This is a genomic window from Protofrankia sp. Cj5 (assembly GCF_917627405.1).
Taxonomy (GTDB): Bacteria; Actinomycetota; Actinomycetes; order Frankiales; family Frankiaceae; genus Protofrankia.
The window spans coordinates 18,424-35,127 of sequence record NZ_CAKJTO010000036.1; the positions used below are offsets into that span (position 1 = coordinate 18,424).

The following is a 16,704-nucleotide window of genomic DNA, read 5'->3' on the forward strand; positions in this document are numbered from 1 at the left end:
TCAGTCACCGTCCGCGCGGGTGATGGCAGCCGCCAGGGCGGCGTCGATGGCGGGGTGGGAGAAGGTGAAGCCGGCTTCGGTGAGCACCCGCGGTCTGACCCGCTGGGAGACGAGCACACCCTCGTCGGCGAAGTCGCCCAGCGCGACTCGCAACGCCGCCGCGGGTACCGGCATGATCGCCGGGCGGCGCAGCGCCGCGCCGAGCGCGCGGGTGAAGGCCGCGTTGGTGACCGGCTCGGGGCTGGTCAGGTTCACCGGGCCGTGAACGGCGTCGGCGGTGAGCAGAAAACGGATCGCCGCGATCTCGTCGGCGAGCGTGATCCAGCTCAGCCATTGGCGGCCCGATCCGAGCCGGCCGCCGAGAGCGAGCCGAAAGAGCGGGAGCTGTCTGGCGAGTGCTCCGCCGCGGGTGGACAACACAACACCTGAACGCAGATGGCACACACGCACCCCGGCATGTTCGGCGACCGCGGTGGAGGCTTCCCACGCGGCCGTGACCTCGGCGAGGAAGCCGGTCCCGGGGCGTGCGGACTCGTCGACCTCACGCTCCCCGGTGTCGCCGTACCAGCCGACCGCGCTGGCCGACAGCAGCACCCGCGGACGCTCGTCCAGATCGGCGAGAGCAGCCGCGAGCAGCGTCGTGCCGGCTACTCGACTATTGAGGATCTTGTTCTTGTAGCCGCTGGTCCAACGATGATCCCCGACCCCGGCGCCGGCAAGGTGGACGACGGCATCGACAGTGGTCAGCGCCGTCGGGTCAAGGATGCCCTGGCCTGGATCCCAGTAGATCTCCAGGCTGTTCCGCGGCGGCCGGCGGACGAGGGCGCGCACAGTATGCCCGCCGCCGCGCAGGGCCGGGACAAGCGCGGAGCCGATCAGACCGGTGGTACCGGTAACAGCGATGTTCACTGGTCGGATTCTTGCCTGTCCGTGGTGGGCCGGCGAGGCGGGCCCACCACGGATGCCGGCAGCTGATCCTACTGGCCCAGTTCGGCCTCGAACGCGCCTTCCTCCAGCCGGCGGCGGACGGCGGTGAGGAAACGAGCCGCGTCGGCGCCGTCGACGATCCGGTGATCGTAGGTGAGCGCGAGGTACACCTTCGACCGCACCGCGATGATTTCGCCCAGTTCGGGGTCATCCACGACGGCAGGCCGCTTGACCACGGAACCGGTGCCGAGGATGCCGACCTGAGGCTGGTTGATGATCGGCGTGTCGAACAGGGCGCCACGGCTGCCGGTGTTGGTCAGCGTGAAGGTACCGCCGCCCAGCTCGTCCGGTGACACGCGGTTGTCCCTGGTTCGGGTTGCCAGATCGTCGATCTTGCGTGCCATGCCGGTGAGGTTGAGATCCCCGGCGTGGTGGATGACCGGGACGAGCAGCCCCCGGTCGGTGTCCACCGCGATGCCCAGGTGCTCGGTGTCGTAGTAGGTGATCGTCCCCTGCTCGACGTTGACGCTGGCGTTGAGGTTCGGGTACTCCCGCAACGCTGCGCAGACGGCGACCGCGAAGAACGGCAGGAAGGAGAGCTTGACGCCTTCCCGTGCCTCGAACGCGGCCTTCGCGCGGTCCCGCAGACGGGCCACGCGGGTGACGTCGGCTTCGACAACCGTGGTGAGCTGGGCACTGACCTGTAGGGACTCGACCATCCGCTGCGCAATGACCGATCGCAGCCGCGACATCTTCTCCGTGCGGCCGCGCAGTGAAACCGGCGCGGGAGCCGGCACTGGCGACACGGACGGCACTGGCGACACGGACGCCGGGGCCGCCGCCACGGCCCGTGCCGGTGCCACCGCTGGAGCCGGCGTTACCGCCGGAGCCGGAGCCGGAGCCGGAGTCGGAGCCGGAGTGGTGGGCGTGGCGGTCGCATCGGCCGGTGTGCGCGCGGCGTCGATGACGTCCTGCTTGCGGATACGGCCGCCGATACCCGTACCCGTCACCGCGGACAGGTCCACATCGTGCTCGGCCGCGAGCCGCCGGACCAGCGGGGTGACGTAGGCCCCGAGCGAGCCGTTGCCGTTGGCCGGGGTTTCGCCGGCCTGGGCCGGCGTGAACTCCTGGGCCGGAACGGCCGCCGGGGGTGTCCGGGCCGCCACCGGCGCGGGAGCCGGGGGTACCGGAGGCGGTGGCGTGACGGCTACGGCAGGCGCGGGTGTCTGGCCAGTGGAGGCCGCCAGGTCTTGGCGCGCGCCCTGCCCCGCTGCCGCACCCTCGTCGATGACGGCAAGCTCGACGCCGACCTCGACCGTCTCGTCCTCGGCGACTCGGATGGCGCTGATCACGCCGGAGGCGGGCGCTGGGATCTCGGTATCGACCTTGTCCGTACTGACCTCGAGAAGCGGCTCGTCAGCCTCGACGCGCTCGCCTTCCTTTTTCAGCCAGCGGATGACGGTGCCCTCGGACACGCTCTCACCCAGACGGGGCATCGTGACGGACACAGACATGGGGTAGGACTCCTTCGTGGCGTCCGGCCGACCGTGGGCGACGGGGAGTGGCCGCAAACGCTGTGGGCCTGTCAGTAACTGGTCTGCTTAAGGCGACGCGATCATGATTCTCTCGCGCCGCCACCGGCTTTGGACGTAGTGGACTTGGTTGTGGGAGTTAGTTGTGGGAGTGCAGTGGTTTGCCGGCGAGGGCGAGGTGAGCCTCGCCGATCGCCTCCGACAGGGTCGGATGCGGGTGGATGAGCTGGGCGACGTCGGTGGCGGTGGCCTCCCAGTTGGTGATGAGCTGGGCTTCGGCGATCAGTTCGCCGACTCGGTCACCCACCATGTGGATGCCCACCACCGGTCCGTCGGGCAGAGCGACCAGCGTCACGGCACCCGCGGTCTGGAGGATCTGCGCCTTGCCGTTGCCCGCGAGGTCGTAGGTGTGCGTCACGATCTCGCCGTACAGCTCGGTGGCCCTGGCCGACGTCAGACCCACCGACGCCACCTCGGGCGAGGAGTAGGTGACCCGCGGGACGTTGTCGTAGTCGACGTGCGCGGGGCTCAGCCCGGCGAGGCTCTCCGCGAGGAAGATGCCCTCGGCGAATCCGACGTGGGCGAGCTGGAGCCCCGGCCGCAGGTCGCCGATTGCGGAAACGGTCGGCACGTTCGTCCGTAGCTGATGGTCGACGAGGACGAAGCCGCGGTCCATCGCGATGCCGACCTCGTCGTAGCCGAGCCCTTCGGAGACCGGACCGCGCCCGACCGCGACGAGCAGCACTTCGGCTTCGATGGTCGTTCCGTCCTCCAGGGACACCGTGACACCCGCGTCGGTACTCTTCACACCGGCGAACCGGGCACCCAGATGCTGTTTGACGCCGCGGCGGCGCAACGCCCGCTCCAACAGCTTGGAGCTGGACTCCTCCTCCAACGGGACCAGATGTGGCAGCGCCTCGACGATCGAGACGTCAGCGCCGAAGGAACGCCATACCGAGGCGAACTCGCAGCCGATCGCGCCAGCGCCGAGAACCACGGCGGACGCCGGTACGCGGTCGAGCGCCAGGGCGTCGTCGCTGGTGATCACTTGGCGATGGTCGATTTCCAGGCCAGGCAGTGACTTCGACCGGGAGCCGGTTGCGAGCACCACATGGCGGCCGGAGATGACCCGGTCGCCCACGGCGACGGCGGTGGGGGAGACCAGCCGTCCGTGCCCTTCGACGATCTCGATGCCGCGGCCCTTCACCAAGCCGGTGAGGCCGCGGTAGAGCTTGCTGACCACCGAGTCCTTGTAGGCATTGACTTTTGCTATATCGATTCCGTCGAAGGTTGATCGGATTCCGTAATTCTCGCTTTCGCGGATATTGTCCGCGATCTCCGCTGAGTGCAGCAGTGCCTTGGTTGGAATACACCCGCGGTGCAGGCAGGTGCCACCCAGCTTGTCCTGCTCGATCAAAACGACTTCCTGACCGAGCTCGGCGGCACGCAGGGCCGCGGCGTAACCGCCGCTACCACCACCGAGGATGACAAGGTCTACGGGACCGGCCGCAGAGTCCACCACGCCAGGCGTCCCTTCTCGTTGACTGGTTGGGATGGGTTCAGTCTTTCATGCCACGGGACGGATGCATCGCACGTCCCGGCAACTGTGGCCCATGACGCCGGGTATTCTTCCGCGCCACTTCCGTTCGTCGCTCGCTACTCGCTGGTAGTTTGTTCGCCCGGCTCGGCGTGGGGCGCTGGCGCCGCGGAGATGTTCGCCGCGGAGATGTTCTCGGCCAGCTGGAGCAGGGTTCGTACTATCACACCGGTACCGCCCTTCGGGGTGTGACCGTATGGTTCGCCCGCGTTCCAGGCCGGCCCGGCCATATCGATATGTGCCCACGGCATGTGATCGGGCACGAAGGCGCTCAGGAACTGCGCGGCCACCAGCATGCCGCCATCCCGGTTGCCGCTGCCGATGTTGGCAAGGTCCGCGATGGCCGACTCGAGCACCTTGCGCAGCTCCGGCGGCAGCGGCATCGGCCACACCGCCTCACCGGCGGCGCGGGCCGCGGCGACGACTTGTCCCACCGCGTCGTCACGGCCCATCACACCGCTGGTGCGCTGGCCCAGCGCCACGATCTGCGCACCGGTGAGCGTCGCGACGGTCACAATGAGGTCGGGGGAGTCCTGCGCGGCACGGGCGATGGCGTCACCGAGCACCAGCCGTCCCTCGGCATCGGTGTTGAGAACCTCGACCCGGGTGCCGCCTCGCAGGGTGAGGACGTCGCCCGGCCGGATCGCCTCCCCGGACGGCATGTTCTCGGCCAGCGGTATCCATGCGCTGACGCTGACCGCCAGGTTCAGCCGGGCGGCGGCGATGACAGCGGCGAGCACGCTGGCCGCGCCGGCCATGTCGGTCTTCATCCACTCCATCGCGCTCGCGGGTTTCAGGGACAGGCCGCCGGAGTCGAAGGTGATTCCCTTGCCGACGAAGGTCAGCGCGGGCGGGCTGGCCGGGTCCGTACCAGCGGGCCGCCAGCTGAGATGGACCAGCCTCGGCGGGTTCACCGATCCCTGGCCGACCCCGAGGATCCCGCCGAACTCGCCGTCGGCCAGCGCCTTCTCGTCGAGTACCGCGACGGCCACACCGGCCTCGGTGGCCCGCCGGGCCGCGATCTCGGCGAATTCCGCGGGCGGCAGGTGCCCAGGCGGTGTGTTGACGAGATCCCGGGCCAGCGCGACGGCGTCCACGGACACGGCGGCCCGGCGCACGGCGTCCTGGGCGGCGGCCTCGGACGGGCCGTCCACGACGAGCGTGATCTCCTGGACCGGAGGACGCCGGTCGCCCAGGGAAGCAGCCCGGAAGGTGTCGAAGGAGTAGGCGCCGAGCAGCGCACCTTCGGCGACCGCCCGTAGCTGGCCTGTTCCGGGCGGGCCGGCGGCCAGGGCGAGGGTGGTCGCGACGCGGGCGGTGCCGGCCAGCGCCCGCGTCGCGGCGCCCGATGCTCTGCGCAGCGTCTCGTGGTCGACGTCGATCCCGCCGCCAGCGCGATCACGGTCACCGGCGGCCGGCCCGGCTGGCCCGAGGCCGACCGCGACCACGGTGGGGAAGGGCAGGATGCCGAGCGTGGCGAAACGGACGAGGTCACCTGCCTTTCCGGTCGCGCCGAGGCTGGCCAGCACCTGGGCGAGGCGGCCGCCGAGGGCCGCGTCCAGCGTTTCGGCACCACCCAGCGGCATCGGCCCGTCCGCGCTCGCCGCGATACCTATCACCAGCGCGTCGGTGTCGAGGTCCAGCACGGATGATGTCGTCACGGCAGTCACGGTCATGCCGAGAGACTACGGAACACCGCGGGAGAGGCTGTCACAGCAGGGGACGCTGCCCCGCCGGACGCCCCGTCCGCGAGGCCGGGGCCCCGCACCGTGCCGCGGGCGGGGCGCGGGGCTAGTCCTGTCTTCCGCACGCACGTGCGGAAGACAGGACTAGCCTGCGAGCATGGGCGAACTGTCGCGGTCGGCGCTGCACGATCGGCACATGGCGCTGGGCGCCAAGCTGGCCGACTTCGGCGGCTGGGAGATGCCCATCGAGTATCCCCGCGGGGGCGTCCTGAAGGAACACGCGGCGGTCCGGTCGGCCGTCGGGATCTTCGACGTCAGCCACCTCGGCAAGGCCCGGGTACACGGCCCGGGAGCGGCGGCTTTCGTGAACTCCGTTCTTACCAATGATCTCTCTCGGATCGCTCCCGGCCGGGCCCAGTACACGTTGTGCTGCGATGAGGAGAGCGGCGGTGTGGCCGACGATCTTATTGCGTACCTGTACGCCGACTCCGAGGTCTTTCTCGTCCCCAATGCGGCCAACACCGTGGACGTCGTCCGCCGGCTCGCCGCCGCCGCACCGCCCGGCGTGGCCGTCGACAATCTGCACACGGCCTTCGGGATAGTCGCTGTGCAGGGCCCGCGCTCGGCGGAGCTGATGTCGTTGCTGGGCCTGCCCACCAGCGGGGCCTACATGAGTTTCGTCCGGGCCAGCTGGCCGGCTGCCGGTACAGAGGTGATCGTGTGCCGGTCGGGCTACACCGGTGAACATGGTTTCGAGCTCGTGTCCCGGTGGGCGGACACGCCCGCGCTGTGGGACGCGCTGACCGCCGCGGGCGCCCCGCTCGGAGCCCTGCCCTGTGGGCTCGGCGCCCGCGACACCCTGCGGACCGAGATGGGCTATCCGCTGCACGGCCAGGACCTGTCGACATCGATCACTCCGGTGCAGGCCCGGGTGGATTGGGCGGTGGGCTGGGGCAAGCAGCGGTTCTGGGGCCGGGATGCGCTGCTGGCGGAGCGCGCCACCGGCCCGGCGCGGCTGCTGTGGGGGCTGCGCGCCACCGACCGGGGCATTCCACGGCCGCACATGACGGTGTACGGCCCAGCGGGGGCGCCCGTGGGCGAGGTCACCACCGGGACGTTCTCGCCGACGCTGCGGACAGGTATCGGGCTCGCCCTGATCGACCGCACCGTCGGCGAGGGCGACACCGTCCAGGTGGACGTGCGCGGCCGGCTGTCGACGATGGCGGTTGTGCGGCCGCCGTTCGTCCCGGCCTCCCCTCGGTGAGCCGGGCGCGGCCCGCGCCCGCGGCCATGGCGCCGAGGTGAGCCCCGTCTTGCGAACGAGCGTTCCCACGGCGGCGACCACTAGCGCAGACCGAGGTGGATCCGCGGGCCCGCGGGGATGTTCAGGGTCATGAACATCAGCGTGACCGTCGCCGTGACCTCGATGAGGGCGCCGAGCACATCCCCGGTGATACCGCCGAGGTAGCGAACCAGGAAGCGCCGCAGCAGCCAGCCCGCGGCCGTCCCGGCGGCGACGGCGGTCACCGCGTGGACCGCGCGGCCGGCATCCCCGCCGTCGATGTCGAAGCGTCCGGCCAAGGCCGCGAGGACAACCACCGCGGCGGCGGAGCAGGCTGCTTGCCACGGCTGTACCGAGCGGGCGACGAGAGCGCCGAGCCCGGTCGGGTGCGCCGCCGGCGCGCGGACGCAGGCGAGTGTCGCCGCGAGCCGCCCGGTCATGGCGGCCACCACGATCGACACCGTGCCCCGGTGTTCACTGATCGTCAGGGACAGCGCGCTGACCTGGATGAGCACCGCGAACACCAGGGCCAGCGTGCCGAAGGCGCCGAGCCGGGAGTCGCGCATCGCGGCCAGGGCGCGTTCCCGGCCGGCGCCGAACCCGTCGGCCACGTCAGCGAGCCCGTCCAGGTGCAGGCCCCGGGTCAGCAAGGTCAGCGTGGCGATCCCCACGGCGGCCGGGAGCAGGGTCTCCGGCGGCTGGCCGGGCGTCTTCGTGACGATCCTCATGCTGACCACGGCCAGGGCGGTGACAACACCGAGGACGAGGCCGACCAGCGGCGCGATCGCCATGGCGCGTCCCATGGCGCGCCGGTCGATGGCGACCGGCCCGCGTACGGGCAGTACGGACAGCAGGGAGAAGATCGTTCGAATCGGCACCGCTCAGGTGGCGGTCGCGGTGGGCTCGTGACCCGCAGTGGGCTCGCTGCCAGCGGTGGGCTCGCTGCCGGCGGTGGGCTCGCGACCTGCGGTGGGGCCGTCGCCCGCGGCGGCGAGCGTTCCCGTCTTGTCGCTGACCCCGGCCTGGTCGAACGTGGCCATCTCGGCAAGTGTCGCCTGCGCGGCCATCAGCAGGGTGACGGCGAGTAGCGCACCGGTGCCCTCACCGAGCCGCAGGCCGAGGTCCAGCAGAGGATCGAAGCCGAGTGACTCGAGCGTGAGGTGCTGCGCGGGCTCGGTCGACCGTGTGCCAGCGATCCACCATGCCTTCGACCCTGGCGCGTGGGCTTCGGCGACCAGCGCGGCGGCGCAGATGACGACACCGTCGAGCACCACCGGGGTGCGGCGGACGGCGGCCTGGGCCAACAGGCCGACGAGCACGGCGAGGTCCGCGCCGCCGATCACCCGGAGCAGGGCCGGCGGGTCGGCGGCGAACGGCCGGCCGCGGCGCATCGCGTCCCGGATCGCGGCTGTTTTGATCATCCACCGGGCATCGTCGATACCGGTCCCGCGCCCGACCACGTCGATTGGTTCACGGTCGAGCAGGGTGGCGACGATCGCCGCGGAGGCAGTGGTGTTCCCGATGCCCATTTCGCCCGGGACGAGCAGGTCAGCGCCGGCATCCACCTCCTCGTCGACAATCGTGCGGCCGATGTCGAGCGCGCGCGAGACCTCGTCCGCGGTCAGGGCGTCCTCGATGTCGATCCGCCCGCTGCCGCGGCGGATCCGGTAACGCCCGGCCGGAGCGGTCCCGTCCACTCCGCCCGGCCCGCTCGGCTCGTCGGTGTCCACACTGACGTCCACCACTCGCACGGAGGCACCGACCGTGCGGGCCAGGATGTTCACGGCGGCGCCACCGGTGGCGAAGTTCGCCACCATCTGAGCGGTGACTTCCGGGGGGAACGCGGAGACACCCGACCGGGCGACGCCGTGGTCACCGGCGATGACGATGGCCCGGACGCGCTGGAACGGCCGTGGCGGGCAGGTTCCCTGCGCGCCGGCAAGCCAGACCGAGACCTCCTCAAGGCGCCCGAGCGCGCCCGGTGGTTTGGTCAGTGCTCGCTGTCGCTGCCGGGCTGCGTCCATGGCGTCGCTGTCGAGGTCTGGAGTCTGCACAGCGTCTTTCCTACCTGATGGACGATCCCGGCTACCGCGTCGGCCACTCGTTGCGCTCCGATCCGGCGCTACAGCATGCCGGGGGCGGCGACCGCTATGCCGATGTCGCGAGCAGCGTCGAGGAGGCGGTGGTCGTAGGCAACCATGGTGTGCAGATCCGGGCCGAGGGCAGCGGCGGTGACAAGGTGAATTGCGTCAAGGCTGCGTAGGCGCGTCGGTGGTTGCAGACCGGCTCGGTCCAACAACGGGTAGCTCAACCTGATTTGGTCGAGTTCTCGGAGAAGTGCCGTTGCCGCTCCAGCTGCGGCCTGCGCCTCCGTCCGACTGACATCAGGACGGTCAGCGACGCGAAGAACCGCGCGTCGTAGCTCGGTGCGTACCAGCGCGCTGCTGACCAGTCGCCGGTTCGTGTGCTCGGCGAGCCAAGCCCGTAGGTCCGAGGTCTCCTCCTCTGCGACAACGAGCTTGGTCAGTGCACTGGTGTCGAGGTAGATCAGAACTATCTCCAGTCCTCATCACGCAGAGCGGCGAGCTCATCCGACAACCGGACGCCGGTGCTCATAGTCACCGGCTCGATGCCCAGAATGCCCTGCCCGCCGGGTAGCAGGTCGCCGGAGTCGACAAGACGCTCGTAGCTCGAGATCGATTCGTACGGAGTGATGATCGCAACGGCCGTTCCGCGTTCGGTGACCTCGACCGTCTCTCCGGCCTTCACCCGGGCCAGTACCTGACTGGCGTTCTGCTTGAGCTCCCGCACTCCCACCTGCACCATGTTCTACATGGTAGCACCTTGGGTGTGCGCGGGTTCCGCTTCATCGAGAACGTGTCGGCACGGCGATGTAGTGGGCGTTGCGGCCGGTGGTGGAGCCGCGGACGAGCAGATCCGGGACGAAGCGGTCGAGCGCACGGTTCGCGCCGGTCTGGGTGAGGCCGGTCAGGGTCGCGTAGTCACCGCTGGTGATGCGGTCGTGGGCGGCAAGCCAGGCCTGGACGACGTCCGGGCTGTTGGTCTGGTTGGGCCGGCGGTAGGGCAGCAGGCCGCGTCCGATCAGCGCCCCCGCGGTGCCCTGGTCGTTGGTGCCCTGGTCGTTGTCCAGCCGACGGAACACGGCCGCGGACAGCATCCAGACGTCCTTGTACGGCTCGACGAGCACGTCGTCGTCGATGCGGGTGGCGCAGGCGGTCTCAAGCGCGCTCCGCGCGTCGTCCGCGTCGGTCTGCAGGGCGCGCGCTGCGCTGTCGAGGGTGAGGAACGGCCGGTGCAGCAGTTCGTAGAAGATCACGGCGATTCGCACGTCACGGCGGCGTGCGGCGGGTTGGACCGACTCCATCAGCGACATCACCGGCACGACCGGCGCCCCACCCGCCAGGCGGGTCCGAACCGCAGGCCCGGCCACCTCGACGATCCGCGGGGGCCGGTGGCCAAACGAGATCATTTCCCGGTACATGCGGTCGACACCGACCCCCTGCTTCTCCACCAGCCGCAGCGCGCGGAAGAGATCGGAGAGCGCCGGGTAGCGGGCGTACCTGCGGGAGAGCACGGTGTCCTGGGACACGCCGCCGGCAAAGCCGCCCGGGCTTTCCACCTCGAGAACATGGTCGTGGTCGAACCAGATCACGGTGATCGGATCCGGACGCATCCAGTCGCGGTGCACGAGCCCGTTGAGCAGGGCCTCACGCACCGAACGAGGCGGGATCTGCCGGACGGGGATCTCGGCGAACCCGCGGTGGACGGTGGTCGCGACGTTGAATGCCAGGAGATCGCTTTCAACCGCGGCGAGCTGTTCGACGAGGGCCAGTCCCGAAAGATCGGTCGGCGGGTTGAGAACATCACCGCCGGGGACGTCGAAGCGGGTCAGTTCGATGAGCGTCCGTGGCGCCGGGCAGAAGGCCAGCACGCCGGCCTGGGTGAGTGCGCCGTCCGGGCGCAGGACGCCGAGGCGCCCGAGCAGTTCGGTGTCGGTGGTGTCGGCCGTTTCGTCGTCGTTGCCGCTGATGAGATAACGGCGGGCCGTCACAAGGGCGCCCAGGGCGACGTCCGCGATCGTCCGGCCGGTCACTGCGGCCATCACGTCCAGCCCGGCCCGCTCCTGCCTGCGGAGCCACCACTCGGACCGGTCCACCGGAACACAGTGATCGCCGACCCGCCATCGGATCTTGTTTTCCGGGTCCTCGACCGGCTCGCGAGTCTCGGCAACATAGAGGACCAGGAGCCGTTCACCCCGCACGAGCCGCTGTTCGACGGCAGGAGCGATGTCAACGCGCTCGAAGATCCTGTGGCGGAGCCATTCGACGTCCAGCTCGGTGCCGAGAACACGGCCGGAGTCGTCCACGCCGACGATGAGCGCACCGCCACCCGGTGTGTTGGCCATGCACGGCACCTCGCGTGCCAGCTGCTCCACCGCCTGGGGATTCTGGCGCTCACCGGGGAGGACGCCACCACGACGATCACGTCGTCCGGCTTCCTCCTTGAGATCCACCTGCTCTCGCTCGTGCGGGCGCGGGAGCCGGCCGGACTCCAGCGCGGCAAGGATCTCGTCGACCTGAGACCGTAGCCGAGCGCGAGCCTCTACAAGATCACCGTGTGTGTCGAACAACGACACGTCCGCGCCTCCCGCTGGTCAGTACGCCTTTACGAGGATCCTAAACCAGTACTGGTAGGGCTGGAGGCTATGCGAGTGAGTGTTACCGGTGATGCTCTCCGGGACCTTCGTGCGCTGCTTGATGATCAGTAAATTGATCGTTATGCCACGCCGGAAGGCATGGGCCAGGCCGGGAGCTTCCGAGGCTTCGCGGCGCTGGTTGACGCGAATGCAGCTGACATCTTCTTGTTCCCTCGGCCCGGAGGGCTCGCGGCCAGCCTGTCCACAAACCCGTTGTGATATGGCTTTCGGCTCGCGGTAGCGGACCGTTGGCGTCAGTCTGCGCGCCACTTTCCGCATACTTGGGCGACCGCTACTGGAGTCCGATCGACTATTCATGCCAGCGCGTACTCTGTCCCGAGTACGACTGATTGTCACGGTCGGGGCGAATGACACGACGGGGACGCCATCGACCGGTCTGTCCATCCCGTTGTATGAATCGAGGGAGGCCAGGATGGCCAGCCCCGGTCCGCGCATCGAGGTCGATGGCCAGGTGCAGGGAAACATCGTCGTGGGGGATCGCAATCTAGCCGTCTCCGCCATCCATTCGGTCGCCCAGCGCCGTCGCGGCCTCAAACGAATTGGCCAACCGCATCGGCGCCGCATTGTCGGGGCGGGCGAAACCGTTCACCGCACCCGTTTTTCCAGGGAACAGGGATCGATAGTGCTGGCATGGTCCTGATGTGAGCGAGGGCGTCGTCGAAGTGGTCACCCGCGCGCGGGTGACCCTCCGGCGGCCTCGGCGCCGGGGCATGGGGATCACATGCGTTCCGGCGCGGCGATACCGAGGAGGTTCAGGCCACGGCGCAGCGTCTCGGCGCTGAGCCGGCACAGTGCGACGCGATTACCGCGCGTCGGCTGCGCCACGGACAGGACGGGGCAGGCTTCGTAGAAGTCGGTGAAGGCCTTCGCCAGGTCGTAGAGATAGCCGCAGAGCCGGTGGGGCTCGAGCGTCTGGCCGACCTCGGTGAGCGTGTCGCCGAAGGCGTCCAGCGCGAGTATCAGCGCGCGTTCGGCGGGATGCGGCGCGAGCGTCGTGTCGACCGGTGCGGATGCGTCGCCAGCTTTGCGAAGAATGGAACAGATCCGCGTGTGCGCATACTGGAGGTACACACCGGTGTTGCCGGAGAAGGACACCATGCGGTCGACGTCGAAGGTGTAGTCCTTGGTGCGGGATGTCGACAGGTCCGCGTATTTGACGGCGCCGATGCCCGCCTGCTCGGCGATCTGGTCGAGTTCGGCCGGGTCGAGATCGTGGGCTTTCTCGGTGACGACTTCCCGGGCCCTCCCAACGGCGGTGTCGAGCAGGTCCATCAGTTTGACGGTGTCGCCCGAGCGGGTTTTGAAAGGCCGCCCGTCGGGGCCGAGCACCGTCCCGTAGGAGACGTGTGTGACGTCGGCGTCGTCGGTGAGCCAGCCGGCGCGGCGGGCGGCTTCGAAGATGAGCTGGAAGTGCAGGGCCTGACGGGCGTCGACGACATAGAGAATCCGGTCGGCCTTGAGGTCGCGGATGCGGTAGCGGATCGTCGCGAGGTCGGTGGTGTCGTATCCGAAGCCGCCGTCGGTCTTACGGACCATGAGCGGTACCGGTTCGCCGTCCGGGCCGGTGATCTCGGCGGAGAACACACACAGCGCGCCGTCGCTTTCCACGGCGATGCCGGCCTGGGTGAGTTCGCCGACCACTTCGGGCAACCACGGGTTGTAGAACGATTCGCCCGCCGAGTCGGCGGCGGTGAGAAGCACACCGAGCCGCTGGTAGATCTCGCTGAACGCGAACTCCGACTCGGCGACGATCTCCCGCCAGCGGGTGACGGACGCCTCGTCACCGGCCTGCAACGCGACAACGCGACGCCGGGCCCGGTCGGCGAAGTCGGGATCGGCGTCGAACACGGCCCGGGCGGCCCGGTACAGGGTGTTGAGCGCGGAGACGGTCGACGTGCCGTCGGAGAGCTCGTCGTGGTGCCACGCGACGTCGGGATGCTCGTCGAGATACTCGATGAGCATCCCGAACTGGGTGCCCCAGTCCCCGAGATGGTTCTGGCGGAGCACCTCCGCGCCGAGGAAGCCGAGTACCCGGGACAGGCAGTCACCGATGATCGTCGTCCGGAGGTGACCGACGTGCATCTCCTTGGCGATGTTCGGACCGGAGTAGTCGACGACCGTCCGACGGCCCTGCTGCGGTGTTCCCACCCCGAGATGGCGACTTGCCAGCCGTGCCGCCACCTGGCGCCACAGCGCGGTGTCGGACGCGACCAGGTTGATGAATCCCGGCCCGGAGACGGTGACGGAGGCAACCGGGGTACCCGTGTCGGCATCCGTGTCGGTGTCGGTACCGATGTCGCGGCGCAGGGCGTCGGCCACGGAAGCGGCCAGGTCGGCAGGTTTGCGCCGGGCGCGTTTGGCGAGTGCGAGGGCCGCGTTGGCCTGGAAGTCCGCGTGCTCGGAGCGCCGGACCACCGGGTCGGCTCCCGCCAGCTCAGGCAGCGCCTGGCTGATCGCGTCGGAGACGGCGGTCTCGACCTGCCTGCGCAGCGACGGCACCTCGTGCTCGTTCAAGCCCACAACCTCCCACGCCTTCTCCCGCACGTTTCTTCGAGTTCCTCCATTCTTCCAGGTCGATCCTCAGCTCCCGGCGGGTGCTCACGGCGGGTGCTGAGCGCGGGTCAGCGCAGGCGGGCGGGGATGCCGGCGACGACGTGCCAGACCTCGTCGGACTCGGCCGCGACCGCCGCGTTGAGCCGGCCCAGGGCGTCGCGGAAGCGGCGTCCGACCGCGCTCGTGGGGACGATGCCCGAGCCGACCTCGTTGGTCACCGCGACCACGTGGCGCCGGGTGTCACGCCAGGCCGCGACCAGTGTGTCGACGCGGGCGGGCCAGCCGCCGTCCACGGGATCGTCGTCGAGATGGGCGGTCAGCCACAGGGTGAGGCAGTCGACGAGCAGCGGCGGGCCGTCGGTGCTCAGCAGCGGCGTCAGCTCAGCGGTCTCCACCGTCGTCCAGTGCCGCGGCCGGCGGATGGTGTGGGCGTGCACCCGCGCCGCCCACTCGGTGTCGCCCGGCGCGACCGGTCCCGCGGTAGCGACGTACACCACGTCCGGCCAGGCGGCCAGGCGGCGCTCGGCCTCCGCGGACTTGCCGGACCGGGCACCCCCGGTGACCAGGACGCGGTACGGCCGGGGCAGCCCGGAGGCCGACCGCGTGCGGCGCGTTCCGTGGCGCGCAGTGACCGGCACGCTGGCTGAGGTGGTGTCCGAAGCGGCGGTCGAGCTGGTGTCCGGGATAGCGTTCGGGCTGGCGTTCGGGATGATGTCGAGCACGGCACCGTCGGGATGCACTTCGGCCCCCATCAGCGCCAGCCGCCGGGCGAGCGCGTCCCCAGGGGGGTTTCGGTGGCTCAGATGGACGGCGAGGACCCGGGTCGTTCCCACCACGGCGCCGTGTTGGCGCAACTGCGCGAGGACATCCGCGAAGCTGGCCAGGCCCAGGTGGTCACCGAACCCCGGGCGGTCGCCGTTGTTCTCCTCCATCAGCACGGCGTCGAACGCCCGGCCGGTGAGCGCGTCCAGGGTCCGCGGTGGCAGCGGCGCCGCGGTGTCGCACGCGTAGAGCACCCGTCCGCCGTCCGGGGCGGTCACGTCGTAGAGCACCGCCGGCCCGATGACCGCGCCCCCGTGGTTGGCCGCCACTGGCCGTATCTCGAAGCCGCCGAGCGCCAGCACGCCGCCGGCGACCACCGGGTGGAACCGAAACGCGCCGGACCCGCTGGGGGCCGGGCTGTCCGCCGCCTGGACCGCCGGATTCTCCGCCGCCGAACCCTCAGCCGGGCCGTCCCACGGACCGACGAAGGCACGGCAGGCGTCCAGGCAGGCGGGCGGCCCGACAACGTCCAATGGCTGGTCGGCCGCGGTCGCCCACTCCCGCCACAGCAGGGCCGCCGGGCCGGTGTGGTCGGGATGGGCGTGGCTGAACAGCAGATGACGCACGCCCGCGAGCCGCACCCCGAAGCGGGTTGCGGCGCGCGGTACGTCTGGCCCGCAGTCGATGAGCATGAGCTCGTCGATGAGCACCGCGGTCTGGGTGCGCACTTCGTGCTCGCGTGCCCAGCGGCACGACGCGCACTCGCACCACGGGTTGGGCCAGCCATCGGCTGAGCCCGTACCGAGCAGCCTCAGCCGCACGCGCGCGACGTCCTCACGCCGAAGGCTTCTGCGCCTGCGCCTGTGCCGGTGGGCGTGCGTGCGCGTGCGGGGCTGTGTGCGGGGCTGCGTGCGGATGGCGCTTCCGGTCGGCCAACGTCATGATCATGATGACGAGTCCGAGCAGCAGGATCGCGCCGATCGTGACCAGGCCGACCGCCCACCATTCCAGCGGTCCCTTGTGCGGTTCGGCGGCCTCGGCGAGCGTGGACGCGCCAGCGAGCGCCGTCGTGATGCCGTATGAAGCTGTGATCACGGCTTCCTTCCTCATTTTTCGACCTGTCTGCCCGTCCGCCGGATCGTATGGGGCTGGCCGCACGGTAGCGAGGAGAAGCAGGGCGATCAGGCCAGGAGCACTTCCGGCGCCTGGGCGCGGCGAGCCGGAATGACGATCTCAAACGCGCTCTCCGGGCCTTCGAGCGCGCGAAATAGAGTCATGGCCGCAGCGCTCTCCGGCCGTGAGCGTGTTGGATGGGTGCCTGCCGTTCGGGATGACGCAGATGGGCAGAACAACAGGGAGGTCGCCCGGTGAGCTGGGTGTGGCGTTTTGAGACCGAGGACGGTGGCGCGGCCGCCCTGTCCGGCTCGTCGTTGTCGGACTCGTCGTTGCCAGAGCCGTCGTCGTCAGAGCCGTTCCCGACGCAGAGCGATGCCGAGACCTGGCTGGGGGAAACCTGGCGGGAGCTGCTGGCGGCCGGCGTCCAGCAGGTGGTGCTGCAGGAGGCCGGCCACAAGGTCTACGGCCCGATGAGCCTTCGTCCGGTGGATTAGAGCGCCCGGCAATAGGGG

At 70.1% G+C, this 16,704-nt stretch carries 15 protein-coding genes; 3 read left to right on the top strand and 12 right to left on the bottom strand.

The window, feature by feature from the left end; all coding sequences use genetic code 11:
- From MJ777_RS10200 to MJ777_RS10215, 4 genes are all read right to left on the bottom strand, one after another.
- The gene (locus MJ777_RS10200) at nt 1-909 is read right to left on the bottom strand and encodes a TIGR01777 family oxidoreductase (protein WP_239375514.1); all 909 of its coding nucleotides are present in this window, start codon (nt 907-909) and stop codon (nt 1-3) included.
- Between the two features lie 68 nt (nt 910-977).
- Nucleotides 978-2,441, bottom strand: a complete 1,464-nt coding sequence (locus MJ777_RS10205; RefSeq protein ID WP_239375516.1) for a 2-oxo acid dehydrogenase subunit E2 — start codon at nt 2,439-2,441, stop codon at nt 978-980.
- A 157-nt stretch (nt 2,442-2,598) separates the two neighbouring features.
- The gene (gene lpdA, locus MJ777_RS10210) at nt 2,599-3,981 is read right to left on the bottom strand and encodes a dihydrolipoyl dehydrogenase (protein ID WP_239310256.1); all 1,383 of its coding nucleotides are present in this window, start codon (nt 3,979-3,981) and stop codon (nt 2,599-2,601) included.
- Between the two features lie 134 nt (nt 3,982-4,115).
- Nucleotides 4,116-5,732, bottom strand: coding sequence for a leucyl aminopeptidase (locus tag MJ777_RS10215; protein WP_239375518.1), 1,617 nt, complete (start codon nt 5,730-5,732; stop codon nt 4,116-4,118).
- A gap of 166 nt (nt 5,733-5,898) precedes the next feature.
- Here MJ777_RS10215 and gcvT point away from each other — a divergent pair, with 166 nt between their 5' ends.
- The gene (gene gcvT, locus MJ777_RS10220; RefSeq protein WP_239375520.1) at nt 5,899-7,005 is read left to right on the top strand and encodes a glycine cleavage system aminomethyltransferase GcvT; all 1,107 of its coding nucleotides are present in this window, start codon (nt 5,899-5,901) and stop codon (nt 7,003-7,005) included.
- Between the two features lie 80 nt (nt 7,006-7,085).
- On the opposite strand, the gene MJ777_RS10225 is transcribed toward gcvT, so the two are convergent.
- The 5 genes from MJ777_RS10225 to MJ777_RS10245 form a co-directional block, all read right to left on the bottom strand.
- Nucleotides 7,086-7,901 (bottom strand): adenosylcobinamide-GDP ribazoletransferase, encoded by an 816-nt coding sequence (locus MJ777_RS10225; protein WP_239310259.1) that lies wholly within the window; start codon nt 7,899-7,901, stop codon nt 7,086-7,088.
- A 3-nt stretch (nt 7,902-7,904) separates the two neighbouring features.
- Nucleotides 7,905-9,047, bottom strand: coding sequence for a nicotinate-nucleotide--dimethylbenzimidazole phosphoribosyltransferase (gene cobT, locus MJ777_RS10230; protein ID WP_239375537.1), 1,143 nt, complete (start codon nt 9,045-9,047; stop codon nt 7,905-7,907).
- Between the two features lie 98 nt (nt 9,048-9,145).
- Entirely contained in the window at nt 9,146-9,586 is a 441-nt protein-coding gene (locus tag MJ777_RS10235) for a type II toxin-antitoxin system VapC family toxin (RefSeq protein WP_308194823.1), read from the bottom strand.
- Nucleotides 9,577-9,849, bottom strand: a complete 273-nt coding sequence (locus MJ777_RS10240) for a type II toxin-antitoxin system Phd/YefM family antitoxin (RefSeq protein WP_239310260.1) — start codon at nt 9,847-9,849, stop codon at nt 9,577-9,579. Before MJ777_RS10240 ends, MJ777_RS10235 begins: the two co-directional genes overlap by 10 nt.
- A gap of 40 nt (nt 9,850-9,889) precedes the next feature.
- Nucleotides 9,890-11,680, bottom strand: coding sequence for a DUF5635 domain-containing protein (locus tag MJ777_RS10245; protein ID WP_239375522.1), 1,791 nt, complete (start codon nt 11,678-11,680; stop codon nt 9,890-9,892).
- Nucleotides 11,681-12,173: 493 nt separating this feature from the next.
- Between MJ777_RS10245 and MJ777_RS10250 the strand changes: the two genes are divergently transcribed.
- Nucleotides 12,174-12,401: a hypothetical protein gene (locus MJ777_RS10250; protein WP_239375524.1), complete on the top strand. Its 228-nt coding sequence runs from the start codon at nt 12,174-12,176 to the stop codon at nt 12,399-12,401.
- A gap of 77 nt (nt 12,402-12,478) precedes the next feature.
- Here the strand turns inward: MJ777_RS10250 and argS are convergent, their stop codons facing one another.
- From argS to MJ777_RS10265, 3 genes are all read right to left on the bottom strand, one after another.
- Complete coding sequence (gene argS, locus MJ777_RS10255; RefSeq protein WP_370651595.1) at nt 12,479-14,275, bottom strand: arginine--tRNA ligase; 1,797 nt, start codon at nt 14,273-14,275, stop codon at nt 12,479-12,481.
- 107 nt (nt 14,276-14,382) lie between these two features.
- The gene (locus MJ777_RS10260; RefSeq protein ID WP_239375526.1) at nt 14,383-15,897 is read right to left on the bottom strand and encodes a bifunctional adenosylcobinamide kinase/adenosylcobinamide-phosphate guanylyltransferase; all 1,515 of its coding nucleotides are present in this window, start codon (nt 15,895-15,897) and stop codon (nt 14,383-14,385) included.
- A 13-nt stretch (nt 15,898-15,910) separates the two neighbouring features.
- Entirely contained in the window at nt 15,911-16,171 is a 261-nt protein-coding gene (locus MJ777_RS10265) for a hypothetical protein (RefSeq protein ID WP_308127808.1), read from the bottom strand.
- A gap of 272 nt (nt 16,172-16,443) precedes the next feature.
- On the opposite strand from MJ777_RS10265, the gene MJ777_RS10270 reads away from it, so the two are divergent.
- Nucleotides 16,444-16,686, top strand: a complete 243-nt coding sequence (locus tag MJ777_RS10270; RefSeq protein ID WP_239310265.1) for a hypothetical protein — start codon at nt 16,444-16,446, stop codon at nt 16,684-16,686.
- The last annotated feature ends 18 nt before the right edge of the window (nt 16,687-16,704 follow it).

Bases quoted from the DNA above. Each gene is read 5' to 3' on its own strand.
- gcvT (WP_239375520.1), top strand. From the start codon at position 5,899: ATGGGCGAACTGTCGCGGTCGGCGCTGCACGATCGGCACATGGCGCTG.
- MJ777_RS10205 (WP_239375516.1), bottom strand. From the start codon at position 2,441: ATGTCTGTGTCCGTCACGATGCCCCGTCTGGGTGAGAGCGTGTCCGAG.
- MJ777_RS10250 (WP_239375524.1), top strand. From the start codon at position 12,174: ATGGCCAGCCCCGGTCCGCGCATCGAGGTCGATGGCCAGGTGCAGGGA.
- MJ777_RS10215 (WP_239375518.1), bottom strand. From the start codon at position 5,732: ATGACCGTGACTGCCGTGACGACATCATCCGTGCTGGACCTCGACACC.
- MJ777_RS10240 (WP_239310260.1), bottom strand. From the start codon at position 9,849: ATGGTGCAGGTGGGAGTGCGGGAGCTCAAGCAGAACGCCAGTCAGGTA.
- cobT (WP_239375537.1), bottom strand. From the start codon at position 9,047: ATGGACGCAGCCCGGCAGCGACAGCGAGCACTGACCAAACCACCGGGC.